The sequence below is a fragment of the Microbispora sp. NPDC088329 genome, assembly GCF_040685655.1.
Lineage (GTDB): Bacteria > Actinomycetota > Actinomycetes > Streptosporangiales > Streptosporangiaceae > Microbispora.
The window spans coordinates 172,670-185,263 of sequence record NZ_JBFBIP010000016.1 but is presented as its reverse complement, the minus strand read 5'-3'; the positions used below and the strand labels follow the sequence as shown (position 1 = coordinate 185,263).

Below are 12,594 nucleotides of genomic sequence, written 5' to 3'. Positions count from 1 at the left end.
AAATGACGATGCGGGACGACCATTCCCTCGCCGGGGAGCTGGCGACGGAGGCGGGGGAGCGGCTGTCGCAGCTGCGCGCCCGTCTCGGGTTCGCGGACGCCCGGGCGTTGAAGGACGCCGGAGACCAGGCCTCGCACCGGTTCCTGATGGACGCGCTGGCGCGGCTGCGGCCGGACGACGCGGTGCTGTCGGAGGAGGCGACCCGCGAGGAGCGGATGGACCCCCGGCGGCTGTCGGCCGAGCGCGTGTGGATCGTCGACCCCCTCGACGGCACCCGCGAGTTCTCCGAGCAGGGCCGCGCCGACTGGGCCGTGCACGTGGCCCTGTGGGAACGCGGTTCTCTGACGGCCGGTGCGGTCGCCCTGCCCGCCCAAGGTCGCACGCTCACGACGGCGGCGCCGCCCGAGCTGCCGGAGAAGGTGCGCGAGCCGATCCGTATCGCGGTAAGCCGCACCCGGCCGCCCGAGTTCGTCCGTGAGCTGGCCGCCCGCCTCGGCGGGGAACTCGTCCCCATCGGCTCGGCCGGTGCCAAGATCGCCGCGGTCCTCACCGGAGAGGTCGAGGCGTACGTGCACGCCGGGGGACAGTACGAGTGGGATTCGGCCGCGCCGGTCGCGGTGGCGGTCGCGGCGGGAGCCCACGCGAGCAGGATCGACGGCTCACCCCTGACCTACAACCAGGGGGACCCCTCACTGCCGGATATCCTGGTCTCCCTACCGGATCTGGCGCCAACGTTGCTCGCCGGAATCCGTGACCTGCATCGCCAGACTCCGTGAAGGAAGTCCCCATGCTTCAGCGTGACTACACCACGTCGCAGCTCGACGTGCTCGAGGCCGAGGCGATCCACATCATGCGTGAGGTCGCGGCCGAGTTCGAGCGCCCCTGTCTGCTCTTCTCCGGCGGCAAGGACTCCATCGTCATGCTGCGGGTCGCCGAGAAGGCCTTCTGGCCGGCGCCGATCCCCTTCCCTCTCATGCACGTCGACACCGGGCACAACTTCCCCGAGGTCATCGAGTTCCGCGACCGGCGGGTCGCCGAGCTGGGCGCGCGGCTGGTGGTCGCCTCGGTCCAGGCGTCGATCGACGCCGGACGGGTGGTCGAGCAGACCGGGCGGCGGGCCTCCCGCAACCGGCTGCAGACCACGACGCTGCTGGACGCCATCGAGGAGCACGAGTTCGACGCGGTGTTCGGCGGGGCCCGGCGCGACGAGGAGAAGGCCCGGGCCAAGGAGCGGGTGTTCTCCTTCCGCGACGAGTTCGGTCAGTGGGACCCGAAGAACCAGCGCCCCGAGCTGTGGAACCTCTACAACACCAAGATCAGCAGGGGAGAGCACATCCGCGTGTTCCCGCTGTCGAACTGGACCGAGCTCGACGTGTGGCACTACATCCGGCGCGAGGGCATCGAGATCCCGTCGATCTACTTCTCCCACAGCCGGACGGTCTTCGAGCGCGACGGCATGCTGCTGTCCGACTCCGAGGTGGTCCAGCGGGGCGACGACGAGCCCACGTTCGAGGCCGTCGTGCGCTACCGCACGGTCGGCGACATGACCTGCACCGGCGCGGTCGCCTCGACCGCCACCACGATCGAGCAGATCATCGACGAGATCGCCGCCACCCGGATCACCGAGCGTGGCGCGACCCGTGCCGACGACCGGGCCTCCGAGGCCGCCATGGAAGATCGCAAGAAGGAAGGCTACTTCTGATGGACATCCTTCGTTTCGCGACGGCGGGCAGCGTCGACGACGGCAAGTCGACGCTGATCGGGCGGCTGCTGTTCGACTCCAAGGCCATCTTCGAGGACCAGCTCGAAGCGGTCGAGCGCACCTCCCGCGACCGGGGCACGGAATACACCGACCTGTCGCTGCTGACCGACGGCCTGCGGGCCGAGCGCGAGCAGGGCATCACGATCGACGTGGCCTACCGCTACTTCGCCACGCCCAAGCGGAAGTTCATCATCGCCGACACTCCGGGGCACATCCAGTACACCCGGAACATGGTCACCGGCGCCTCCACCGCCGACCTGGCGATCATCCTGATCGACGCGCGCAAGGGCGTGCTGGAGCAGTCGCGGCGGCACGCCTTCCTGACCACGCTGCTGCGGGTGCCGCACCTGGTGCTGGCGGTCAACAAGATGGACCTCGTCGACTACTCCGAGGCCCGGTTCGAGGAGATCCGCGAGGAGTTCACCGCGTTCGCCAGCAAGCTGAACGCGAGCGACCTCACCTTCATCCCGATCTCCGCGCTGCACGGCGACAACGTGGTCTCCCGCTCGGAGAACATGCCGTGGTATGAGGGCTCCTCGCTGCTGCACCACCTGGAGAACGTGCACATCGCCTCCGACCGCAACCTGGTCGACGTGCGCTTCCCTGTGCAGTACGTCATCCGCCCGCACAACGCGACCAGCCAGGACCTGCACGACTACCGGGGCTACGCCGGGCAGGTCGCGGGCGGCGTGCTCAAGCCGGGCGACGAGGTGCTGCACCTGCCCTCCGGCCTGACCACGACGATCACCGCGATCGACACCTTCGACGGTCCGGTGCAGGAGGCGTTCGCGCCGATGTCGGTCACGCTGCGCCTGGGTGACGACATCGACATCTCCCGGGGCGACATGATCTGCCGGCCGAACAATCAGCCGCAGGCCGCCCAGGAGATCGACGCGATGGTCTGCTGGATGGCCGACGGGCTGAAGCTCCAGCCCCGGTCCAAGCTGATCATCAAGCACACGACCCGTACGGCCCGGGCCCTCGTGCGGGACCTGCACTACCGGCTCGACGTCAACACCCTGCACCGGGACGAGTCGGCCGCCGCTCTCGGCCTGAACGAGATCGGCCGGGTGTCGCTGCGGACGACCCAGCCGTTGTTCGTGGACGACTACGCCCGCAACCGCCTCACCGGCGGCTTCATCCTGATCGACGAGGCCACCAACGGCACCGTCGCCGCCGGGATGATCGTCGACGCGCACTGACCGGGGCTTCCCACCGAAGACCCGGGAGGTCCCGCTCGGACGGTCCGCGAGGGCGGGGCACGGCGTTCCAGCGCTGCCCGTGCCCGCCCTCCGGACCTCCGCGTAGACCGCCGGCAGGACGTCCGATCGAGGTCTACGGGACGGCGAGGGTCTCCAGCGGCCGGCCGGGATCGGCCAGCGCTTGGGGCGTGACGGGTGTTCCGGTGCGTATCAACGTCTTGATCGGCTCGACGACGTCCCAGACGTTGACGTTCATGCCGGCCAGGACGCGATCGCCGCTGAGCCAGAAGGCGATGAACTCCCGTGCCGCGACGTCGCCCCGGAAGACGACCTGGTCGTAGCCGCCGGGCTCGACGTGGCCGACGTACTCCATGCCGAGGTCGTACTGGTCGGTGTAGAAGTACGGCAGATCCTCGTAGGCCGCGTCCCGGCCCAGCATGGTGGTGGCGGCGACTGTGGGCTGTTTGAGGGCGTTGGCCCAGTGTTCGACCCGTATGTGCGTGCCCAGCAGCGGGTGGTAGGCGTTGGCGACGTCGCCTGCGGCGACGATGTCCGGGTCGCCGGTCCGCAGGGTCGCGTCCACCACGACGCCGTTGTCCACGTGCAGCCCGGCGCGCAGGGCGAGCCGTACGTCGGGTTCGGCGCCGACGCCGACGAGGACGGCGTCGGCGGTGATCTCGCCGCCGTCGCCCAGCCGTACGCCGGAGGGCGTGATCTCGCTGACGGTGACCCCGAGCCGGAGGTCGACGCCGTGGTCGCGGTGCAGGTCGGCGAAGACCTGGGCGGCCTCGGGCCCGAGCGCGCGCAGCAGGGGCAGCCGCGCCGTCTCCAGCACCGTGACCGCGACGCCGGCCTGCCGGGCGGCGGCGGTGACCTCCAGCCCGATCCAGCCGGCCCCGATCACCGCGAGCCGGGACACGCCCCCGAGGACGTCCCTGAGCGACTCGCAGTCGTCGAGCCCGCGCAGGTAGCGCACGTGGGGCGCGTCGGCGCCGGGGATCGGCGGCCTTCGCGGGCGGGCCCCGGTGGCCAGCAGCAGTCTGTCGTATTCGATCGCGCTGCCGTCCGCCAGTTCGACGCGGTGGGCGCCGCGGTCGAGGCCGGCCGCGGCGACGCCGAGCCGCAGCTCGACGTCGTGGTCGGCGTACCAGCCTTCCTGATGGACGAAGACGCCGGTGCGGTCGGTCTTGCCCGTCAGGTAGCCCTTGGACAGTGGGGGCCGCTCATAGGGGCGGTGCGGCTCGGCGCCGATAAGCGTGATCCGTCCGTCGAATCCCTGCTCCCGCAGGGCTTCGGCGGCCTTGGCGCCGGCCAGACCGGCTCCGACGATCACGAACCTCTGCTGTGTCACGGCGATGGTCTCCTTGTGCTGATGGGCGAGGTTCAGGTGCGGGTGCCGGTGAGGGCGAAGAACTCCTGACGGGATCGGGCGTCCTCCCGCAGGATGCCCAGCAGCGTCGAGGTGACGGTGGTCGAGCCGACGGCCCGTACTCCCCGCAGGGTCATGCAGGTGTGCTCGGCCTCGATCACGACGCCGACCCCCGCGGGGCGCAACCGGTCGGCGAGCCAGTCGGCCACCTGTTTGGTGAGCCGTTCCTGCACCTGCGGCCGGCGGGCGAAGTGCTCGACGACGCGGGCCAGCTTGGACAGCCCGAGGATGCGGTCGCCGGGGAGGTAGCCGACATGGGCGACTCCGGCGAAGGGCAGCAGGTGATGCTCGCAGACCGAGCGGACCGGGATCGCCCGCGCCAGCACGAGCTCGTCGTAGCCCTCCTCGTTGGGGAAGGTGGTCAGGTCGAACGGGCGTGGCGTGAACAGCTCGGCATACGCCTTGGCCATCCGCGCCGGAGTCTCCCGCAGGCTCTCGGAATCCGTCGAGATGCCGAGCGCCTCCAGGAACTGGCCGGCCGCCCGCTCGGCGGCGGCCAGGTCCACACCGTCGCGCGGCTCGGCGATCACCCGCAGGGCGCTACCGGTACGCATCTCAGCTCCCGCTCATGCCGAGCGCGGTCAGCAGCACCAGCACCACGGTGGCCACCGCCAGCAGACCGTGTCCGGCCACGACCGCGACCGGGAAGTGCCGCTCGGGCGGTCCCGCCGTGCCGGTGGCGCCGGGCCCGCCGGCCAGTGCCGTACGGCCTCGGTAGGCGGGAATCCACCGGGCGAACATCGTGAAACCCAGCAGCGCGACCGGGACCAGCAGGACCAGCGCGACCCACGCCAGGGTGGCGATGCCGGCGAACAGGTACACGATCCACACGACCAGCCCGGCGGCGGCCAGTGCGAAGTGACCGAAGATCAGCCCTGGTGAGAAGCGGCTCGTCCGACGGCCGCCTCTGGCGATCCAGATGCCCAGCATCACGAAGCCGCCCACTGCGGTGAGCAACCAGGTGACCAGTGCCGCGATACCCATGGTGCGTTCTCCTTTGCGATGGTGGGGTGAGGGTCAGCGCCGGAAACCGTCGGCCTGGGTGGCCTCGTCGGCCACGCGCACGCCGTAGCGGTAGGCGAGCTTGCCGCCCAGATAGCCGGAGACCACGAGCAGCGCCAGGCTGCCCGCCGACAGCAGCAGCGGGCCGGGCTTCACCGGGCCGGCCGGCGTTCCGGCCTGACGCCACAGGAATCCGGCGGCGTACGCGGCGGTGATCACGAGGTTCAGCCCCATGTGGAGCAGACCCGTGCGGAACACCGGGGTGCCCGCCGGGATGGCGAACAGGTCGAGGAACCCGGCCATCGCCGCGGCCAGCGCGCCGAGCACGCCGATGGCGATCAGCCACTTCGAGCCCTCGGCCAGGAACCCCGGATCGGGAGCGAACCTGGACGCCAGGTCGAAGACCATGCTCGCCACCCATGCGCCGATGGGCACGGCGACCAGCATCGGGTGGAACGGATGGCCGTACGGCCCGGCCAGCACCGCGCTCACCGGTCGTTTCGCCTCGTGCAGCTCAGCGGTCATCGGGACCTCCGCGTGCAATCTATTACGCCAATGAATGTTGGTCTTATTCGGTCGGGTGGTCAAGGTGTTCGCGTATATCGACAGGGCCATGGTTTTCGTCAGCGGAGGCGGGCGTTATCGTGGCAGGGTGACGACGGATCCCGCGATCAGTGCGGTGGCCGCGCTGGACGACGCGCTGCGGCAGGGGATGTACGCCTACATCCGCGGGGCGCGCCGCCCGGTGACCCGGGACGAGGCCGCGGCCTCGGTCGGGATCTCCCGCAAGCTGGCCGCCTTCCATCTGGACAAACTGGTCGACGCCGGTCTGTTGCGCGCCCGCTACGAGGCGGTCGGCGGCATCCGCAAAGTCGGCCGCACCCCGAAGGTCTACGAACCCACCGAGACCGACATCCGCGTCACGATCCCCGAACGCCGGCACGAGGTGCTGGCCGACATCCTCATGGACGCCGTTCTCGGGGAGAGCGAAGGGGAAAGTGCCCGCCAGGCGGCGGTCCGGGTGGCCGGTCGGCGCGGCGAGGAGATCGGCGCCGCGGAACGCGCCCGGGCCAAGCCCGGCCGGCTCGGCGCCGAACGCGCCCTCACCCTGCTCGAGGGCCTCCTCGCGCGGCACGGCTTCGAGCCCGGCCGTGAGTCTCCCACCTGCGTGCGGTTGCGTAACTGCCCCTTCCATCCACTGGCGGCGCGAGCCCCCGAACTGGTCTGCGGGGTCAACCACGCCTTCCTCGACGGCATGCTCACCGGTCTGGAAGCCGCGAGGGTGCGGGCCGTTCTGGTGCCGCGGCCGGGAGAGTGTTGCGTCGAACTGCGCTCCTCCTGAGGTTCTCGGGCGGGCGAAGGCGCGTCGGGCCGGACAGACCCTCCCGTTCTGCCGCGGGCGGCTCGTAGATCCTTTGGAGATCACCCGCCCTTGTGGTGACTCTCCGCGTTAGTGTCGTCACGTTTCGCGATCAGTCGTGGAGGATACGTGGCCGACGCTCAGCCGGTGATCTTCGTGGGCGGCCTGGGACGCAGCGGGAGCACCCTGCTCGAACGTCTCCTCGGAGAGGTGCCCGGCGTGGCGCCGCTCGGGGAGGTCGTGCACCTGTGGGACCGCGGCGTACGGGCCGACGAGCCCTGCGGCTGCGGGCAGCGGTTCTCCCAGTGCCCGTTCTGGACGAAGGTGGGCGTACGCGCGTTCGGGCAGTGGCGGCAGAGCCAGGCGGGATGGCTGCCCGGCCTGCGCGCCCGGGTCGACCGGACCCGCCGCCTGCCCGTCCTCGCCCTCGGGCTGGCGAGCCGCGAGGCCGAACTGGCCGAGTACGTCCGGTCGTACTCCCGCATCTACGCGGCGGCGGGGGAGGTGGCCGACGCCCGGGTCGTCGTCGACTCCAGCAAGCACGCCTCCCTGGCGTACTGCCTCGCGACGATCATGGAGGTGCGGGTCGTGCACGTGGTGCGCGACCCGAGGGCGGTGGCCGCGTCGTGGCGGCGCAGGGTGCGCAGGCCCGAGGACGGGCGGCCGATGACCCGCTGGACACCCGCGCGCACCGCCGTCCACTGGCTGGCACAGAACCTCGCCTTCGAGGTGCTGCGCCGAAAGGGCGTGAAGGTCGTCCGGGTGCGTCATGAAGACCTGGTGCGTGATCCGCGCTCGACCCTGGCTCGTCTGGCCGCGCGGCTCGGCCTCCCCGACGGCGGCCTCGCCTTCCTGCACGGCCGCGAAGCGCTGCTCGGCGTCGCGCACACCGTCTCCGGCAACCCGATGCGTTTCTCGGTGGGCACGATCGGGATACGCGACCGTCCGCCGTCCCTGCCGCGGTCCCAGCGGTGGCTGGTCACCGCGATCACCCTCCCGCTTCTCCTCCTTTACGGCTATCGCCTCGCCTACCGCCCGGGAGCCCGGCGGTGACGCCGTCCGTCGGCGTCGTCATCCCCACCCGGGGAGATCGGCCCGGTCCGCTGCCGGCCGCGCTGAGCGGCGTGCTCGCTCAGCAGTACGCCGGCCGGATCGACGTGGTGATCGTGGCCGACGGCGTCCCCGAGTTCCTCGTCGCCCGGCAGGTGTCCGGCGCCGCGGGTCCCGTGCCCGGTTCGGTGTCCGGTCCCGTGTCTGGTTTCGTGCCTGGTCTCGCGGCGGGCTTCGCGGCGGGATCGGGGGCCGGTGGCGCGGTCCGGAGCGTCCGCGTGCTGGGCAACCGGCGCGGCCCCGGCCTGCCGGGCGCGCGTAACACCGGGATCTCCGTGCTCGGCACGGATCTCGTCGCCTTCTGCGACGACGACGACCTCTGGCTGCCCGGAAAGCTGGCCGCCCAGGTCGCCGCGCTGACGGAGGAGCCCGACGCCGGCTTCGCGAGTTGCGCCGTCGAGGTCGAGTACGGCGAGCGCCGGGTGCCGCGGCTGGCGGGCACCGGCCGGGTGACCCACCGGCACCTCACCCGCTCGCGCATGATGATGGTGCACTCCTCGACGTTCCTGTTCCGCCGGGGCTGGGCGTGGGTGGACGAGAGCGCGCCCGCCGGTCAGAACGAGGACTGGGACCTCGCGCTGCGGGCCGCCCGGCGGCATCCGATCGTCCACGTCGACCGGCCACTCGTGCGGGTGCGCTGGGGGTCGTCGCACTACGTGGGGCGCTGGGCCGACCGGATCGCGGGGCTGGAGTGGATGCTCGCCCGGCACCCCGGGCTGGCCGCGGAACCGCGGGGCGCCGCCCGCGTCTACGGGCAGCTCGCCTTCTGCCACGCCGCTCTCGGCCGGCGTCGCGAGGCCGCCCGCTGGTCGCTGCGCGCGTTCTCCGCCCGGCCGGGCGAACCGCGGGCGGCGGTGGCGCTGGCGGTCGCCGGAGGGCTGGTCAGCCCGCGCGCGGTGCTGCACGCCCTCCACCTTCGCGGTCACGGCATCTGATGGCCGAGCCCACACCGGCGCGTACGGTGGCCGTGGACCCGGCGACGCCGGTGAGGCAATGGACACAGCAGGCCGGGCCACGGCCGGGCGGGGTTCGCGTTGGCGGAGTGCTGCTCGACCCGCTCACCGAGGCGCAGGTGGTCGGGCACGTCATGACCGCGCTTGAGCACGGTGCGGGCGGCCACGTCGTCACGCCGAACGTGGACATCTGCCGTGCCGCCGCCCGCGACCCCTCGTTGCGCGCGCTGATCGACGCGGCCGAGCTCGCCGTGGCCGACGGCATGCCACTGGTCTGGGCGTCGCGGCTGCTCGGGCACCCGTTGCCCGAGCGGGTGACGGGAGCCGACCTGATCTGGTCGCTGACGGGGGCGGCCGCGGCCCGCGGCCTGCCCGTCTATCTCATCGGGGGGCCGCCCGGCGTCGCCGAGGCGGCGCGTGACGCACTGCGCGGGCGGCATCCGAATCTGGTGGTGACGGGCGTCCACGCCCCGCCGTACGGGTTCGAGACCAGCGCGGCGGCGATGGCGGAGATACGGGGACGGCTCGTCGCCGCGCGGCCGTCCCTGGTCTTCGTGGGGCTCGGGTTCCCCCGGCAGGACCGGCTCATCGCGGCACTTCGGGCCGACCTGCCGGGCGCCTGGTTCGTGGGGTGCGGCGCGGCCATCGCGTTCGCCGCCGGGGCCGTGCGCCGCGCCCCTGAGTGGATGGGCGACCACGGGCTCGAGTGGCTGTTCCGCCTGGTCGGCGAGCCGCAGCGGCTCGCCCGCCGTTACCTGGTCGAGGACCTTCCCTTCGCCCTCCGCCTGCTGTCGGTCGCCCTGCTGTGCAGGGCCTTCGGCTCGCGTGGCAGGTATTAGAAGGCGTACGGGCCGAAGCGGCCCCAGGCGACGACGGCGGCCAGCGCCAGGAGCACCAGGTTGACGGCGATGACCGGGGATTCCGCGCGGCGGGCGTGGACGACGACCGCTCCGGCCATGATCAGGGCGATGCCGAGCGCGGCGAGCGGAGTCAGCACCGGGGCGATCTTCGTGACGGCGGGCAGAACGAGGCCGAAGGCGGCCAGCACCTCAAGAGCGCCGATGCCCTTGACCACGCCGGGGGAGAAGTCCTCGGTCCAGGCCATGCCGGACACGGCCAGCCTGTCCTTCGGCTGGGCGAGCTTCACCACCCCGGCGACGAGGAAGGCGAGGGTGAGCAGGCCGGCGATGACCCACAGGACGATGTTCATGGAGAGTCCGTTCTTGCGACAGCAGAGCGAAATGTAGCGGATGGGCGATCCGCGGCCGTCGCCGTGGATCGGCACGGCTGTCATGGCCCCGCTCGTGAGTCGGGCGATCGTGTCCTTGTGGGCGCGGGTCCAGCCCGTACGGCCGGATAGTTTTTTGAAGAAATCCGCGAGGCGGTGTCGGATCGGGGCGGTGGTGTTCGTAGCGGGGGTGAGGCCGCGCACAAGGGGCGGCACCAAGGCAGAGGAACCGCGATCATGAAGCTGACGACCATGACCCAGATCTCCGTCGATGGAGTGATGCAGAACAACGGCGCTCCCACGGGCGAGCACCCGAACGGGTTCGAGCGCGGCGGATGGGCCCTGGGGAAGGGCGACGACGAAACCAGGACGTTCATCGCGCAGACCTACCAGCAGGCCGAGGCGTTCCTGTTCGGCCGGCGCACCTACGAGTTGTTCGCCGGCTCCTGGGGATCGATCGACCAGATGCGCGCACATCCCATCGGCGTGGCCTTGAACGCAACCCCCAAGTACGTGGCGTCGACCACGCTCACAGACGCGGCGTGGCCGGACACGACCGTCCTGTCCGGAGACGTGGCGGATGCCGTCCGGGAACTGAAGGCCACGCCGGGGGGTGAGCTGCAGGTGCACGGCAGTGGCGCCCTGGTCCGGTGGCTGCTGGCCAACGATCTGGTCGACGAGATGACGCTGATCGTCATCCCGGTGGTCGTCGGCCTGGGCGCGCGACTGTTCCCGGAGACCGGTCCGGACCTTGCGCTCGACCTGGTCGAGTCGCGCGTCGACTCCAAGGGCGTGACGATTCAGGTCTACCGGCCGGCCGGGCGCCCGCAGTATGCGCCGGCGGTGTGAAGCCCCTGACCATCGAACCACGCTGTCGTGACACCACAGGAGATGATTTTCAGATGCGGTACCTGGTTTCCGTGATCGATGACAAGAGCGATCCCGGCAGCACGGACAGGCAGCCTGCCATCAGCGCGTTCAACGAACGACTGATCGCCGAGGGCTACTGGGTCTTCGCGGGCGGACTCGCGGACACCGACGCGGCCACGGTCGTCGACAACCGGGGTGGGGAGGCGATCGTCACCGACGGGCCCTTCCTGGAGTCGAAGGAGTACCTCGCCGGCGTCTGGGTGTGGGAGGCCCCCGATCTGGATGTGGCGCTCAAGCTCGCCACCGAGGCGTCGAAGATCTGCGATCGGAAGATCGAGGTGCGGCCGTTCCTGTGAACGACATCGACGTCCGCGAGGCGATCACCCAGGCCCACCATGAGGAGTGGGCTCGGGTGGTCGCCTCCCTGACCAGGCGCTTCGGTGACCTCGACATCGCCGAGGAGGCGGCGGCCGAGGCGTTCGCGACCGCCGTCCGGCGGTGGCCGGCCGACGGCGTGCCCCCCAACCCGGGCGCCTGGCTGACCACCACCGCCAACCGCCAGGCCATCGACCGGATCCGGCGCGAGAGCAAGCGCGACGACAAGCACAGGAAGGCTCAGATGGTCTACGACGACGACTCGCCCGAGCCCGTCGGCGCCATCGACGACGACCGGCTCCGGCTGATTTTCACCTGCTGTCATCCGGCACTGGCGATGGAGACCCGCGTGGCGCTGACGCTGCGCATGGTCGCCGGCCTGACCATGCCCGAGATCGCCCGCGCCTTCCTGGTGGCCGAGAGCGCCATGGGGCAGCGGATCACCCGCGCGAAGGCCAAGATCAAGGCGGCGCGCATCCCCTATCGGATGCCGTCCGCCGACGATCTCCCGGCACGCGTCTCCGGCGTCCTCGCCGTCCTCTACCTCGTCTTCAACGAGGGCTACCTGGCCACCGGCCCCGGCACCGATCCCGTACGGCACGAGCTGACCGCCGAGGCGATCCGGCTCACTCGCCTGATCCGTGTCCTCCTGCCGGACGACGGTGAGGTGGCCGGGCTGCTGGCGCTGATGCTGCTGACCGAGGCCCGCCGCCCCGCCCGGGTCTCGGCCGGCGGCGAACTGGTCGCACTCGACGAGCAGGACCGCGGGGCCTGGGATACGGCGCTGATCGCCGAGGGACACCGGCTGGTGCGCGAGCGCCTGGCCGCCGCCGCCGCAGGGGTGGCTCCGGGTCGCTACCAGATCCTCGCCGCGATCAACGCGGTGCACACCTCCGCCCGCGACATCCGCGACACCGACTGGTCGCAGGTCCTCGCCCTCTACGACCAGCTCGTCCGCCTCGACTCCTCGCCGATCGTCGCCCTCAACCGGGCCATCGCGGTCGCCGAGCTCGACGGCCCGGAGGTGGCACTGGCGGCCGTCGACCGTCTTGAGCCCAGATTGGCCGGCTATCACGCCTACCACGCCACCCGCGCCGACCTGCTGCGCCGGCTGGCCCGGGGCCGGGAGTCGCGCGCGGCCTACGGCAAAGCCATCGACCTGGCCGGAAACACCGCCGAGATCGCCTACCTGATCCGCCGCCGCGACCAGCTGCGGTAGCGCCCACGGGCGTATCTCCCCTCGCCGTGGTCGCCCGAGTTCGAGGCCGACCTCGGGCACCTGCGCACCCGTGCGGGCTACGGC

General features: G+C 71.5%; 15 protein-coding genes. 10 read left to right on the top strand and 5 right to left on the bottom strand.

Annotated elements, in window-relative coordinates:
* The first annotated feature begins 2 nt into the window (after nucleotides 1–2).
* The 3 genes from AB0O28_RS27250 to cysN are packed head-to-tail and all read left to right on the top strand — an operon-like array spanning nucleotide 3 to nucleotide 2,964.
* Nucleotides 3–776, top strand: coding sequence for a 3'(2'),5'-bisphosphate nucleotidase CysQ (locus AB0O28_RS27250; protein WP_363644892.1), 774 nt, complete (start codon nucleotides 3–5; stop codon nucleotides 774–776).
* Nucleotides 777–787: 11 nt separating this feature from the next.
* Nucleotides 788–1,702 carry a sulfate adenylyltransferase subunit CysD gene (cysD, locus tag AB0O28_RS27245; protein WP_363644890.1) on the top strand — a complete coding sequence of 305 codons (915 nt, stop codon included), beginning with the start codon at nucleotides 788–790 and terminating at the stop codon, nucleotides 1,700–1,702.
* Entirely contained in the window at nucleotides 1,702–2,964 is a 1,263-nt protein-coding gene (gene cysN, locus AB0O28_RS27240; protein ID WP_363644888.1) for a sulfate adenylyltransferase subunit CysN, read from the top strand. The genes cysD and cysN overlap by 1 nt, the downstream gene beginning before the upstream one ends.
* Nucleotides 2,965–3,097: 133 nt before the next feature.
* Here cysN and AB0O28_RS27235 read toward each other — a convergent pair whose 3' ends face one another.
* The 4 genes from AB0O28_RS27235 to AB0O28_RS27220 are packed head-to-tail and all read right to left on the bottom strand — an operon-like array spanning nucleotide 3,098 to nucleotide 5,920.
* On the bottom strand, nucleotides 3,098–4,315 hold the full coding sequence (locus AB0O28_RS27235; RefSeq protein WP_363644886.1) for an FAD-dependent oxidoreductase: 1,218 nt from the start codon (nucleotides 4,313–4,315) through the stop codon (nucleotides 3,098–3,100).
* Between the two features lie 32 nt (nucleotides 4,316–4,347).
* On the bottom strand, nucleotides 4,348–4,947 hold the full coding sequence (folE, locus tag AB0O28_RS27230) for a GTP cyclohydrolase I FolE (protein ID WP_363644884.1): 600 nt from the start codon (nucleotides 4,945–4,947) through the stop codon (nucleotides 4,348–4,350).
* A 1-nt stretch (nucleotide 4,948) separates the two neighbouring features.
* Nucleotides 4,949–5,377 (bottom strand): hypothetical protein, encoded by a 429-nt coding sequence (locus AB0O28_RS27225; RefSeq protein ID WP_363644882.1) that lies wholly within the window; start codon nucleotides 5,375–5,377, stop codon nucleotides 4,949–4,951.
* Nucleotides 5,378–5,410: 33 nt separating this feature from the next.
* Nucleotides 5,411–5,920 carry a DUF2231 domain-containing protein gene (locus AB0O28_RS27220; protein ID WP_363644880.1) on the bottom strand — a complete coding sequence of 170 codons (510 nt, stop codon included), beginning with the start codon at nucleotides 5,918–5,920 and terminating at the stop codon, nucleotides 5,411–5,413.
* Between the two features lie 127 nt (nucleotides 5,921–6,047).
* Between AB0O28_RS27220 and AB0O28_RS27215 the strand changes: the two genes are divergently transcribed.
* The 4 genes from AB0O28_RS27215 to AB0O28_RS27200 all read left to right on the top strand — a co-directional run bounded on the left by AB0O28_RS27215 (nucleotide 6,048) and on the right by AB0O28_RS27200 (nucleotide 9,657).
* Nucleotides 6,048–6,737, top strand: a complete 690-nt coding sequence (locus tag AB0O28_RS27215; protein ID WP_363644878.1) for a transcriptional regulator — start codon at nucleotides 6,048–6,050, stop codon at nucleotides 6,735–6,737.
* Between the two features lie 147 nt (nucleotides 6,738–6,884).
* Nucleotides 6,885–7,808 (top strand): sulfotransferase, encoded by a 924-nt coding sequence (locus tag AB0O28_RS27210; RefSeq protein WP_363644876.1) that lies wholly within the window; start codon nucleotides 6,885–6,887, stop codon nucleotides 7,806–7,808.
* Nucleotides 7,805–8,800 carry a glycosyltransferase family 2 protein gene (locus tag AB0O28_RS27205; RefSeq protein ID WP_363644874.1) on the top strand — a complete coding sequence of 332 codons (996 nt, stop codon included), beginning with the start codon at nucleotides 7,805–7,807 and terminating at the stop codon, nucleotides 8,798–8,800. The genes AB0O28_RS27210 and AB0O28_RS27205 overlap by 4 nt, the downstream gene beginning before the upstream one ends.
* A gap of 107 nt (nucleotides 8,801–8,907) precedes the next feature.
* Entirely contained in the window at nucleotides 8,908–9,657 is a 750-nt protein-coding gene (locus tag AB0O28_RS27200) for a WecB/TagA/CpsF family glycosyltransferase (protein WP_363644872.1), read from the top strand.
* Here AB0O28_RS27200 and AB0O28_RS27195 read toward each other — a convergent pair.
* Nucleotides 9,654–10,028: a DoxX family protein gene (locus AB0O28_RS27195; protein WP_363644870.1), complete on the bottom strand. Its 375-nt coding sequence runs from the start codon at nucleotides 10,026–10,028 to the stop codon at nucleotides 9,654–9,656. The genes AB0O28_RS27200 and AB0O28_RS27195 overlap by 4 nt on opposite strands.
* Nucleotides 10,029–10,283: 255 nt before the next feature.
* Here AB0O28_RS27195 and AB0O28_RS27190 point away from each other — a divergent pair, with 255 nt between their 5' ends.
* The 3 genes from AB0O28_RS27190 to AB0O28_RS27180 are packed head-to-tail and all read left to right on the top strand — an operon-like array spanning nucleotide 10,284 to nucleotide 12,510.
* Nucleotides 10,284–10,895 carry a dihydrofolate reductase family protein gene (locus AB0O28_RS27190; protein WP_363644868.1) on the top strand — a complete coding sequence of 204 codons (612 nt, stop codon included), beginning with the start codon at nucleotides 10,284–10,286 and terminating at the stop codon, nucleotides 10,893–10,895.
* A gap of 53 nt (nucleotides 10,896–10,948) precedes the next feature.
* Complete coding sequence (locus AB0O28_RS27185; RefSeq protein WP_363644866.1) at nucleotides 10,949–11,272, top strand: YciI family protein; 324 nt, start codon at nucleotides 10,949–10,951, stop codon at nucleotides 11,270–11,272.
* Entirely contained in the window at nucleotides 11,269–12,510 is a 1,242-nt protein-coding gene (locus AB0O28_RS27180) for a DUF6596 domain-containing protein (RefSeq protein WP_363644864.1), read from the top strand. The genes AB0O28_RS27185 and AB0O28_RS27180 overlap by 4 nt, the downstream gene beginning before the upstream one ends.
* The last annotated feature ends 84 nt before the right edge of the window (nucleotides 12,511–12,594 follow it).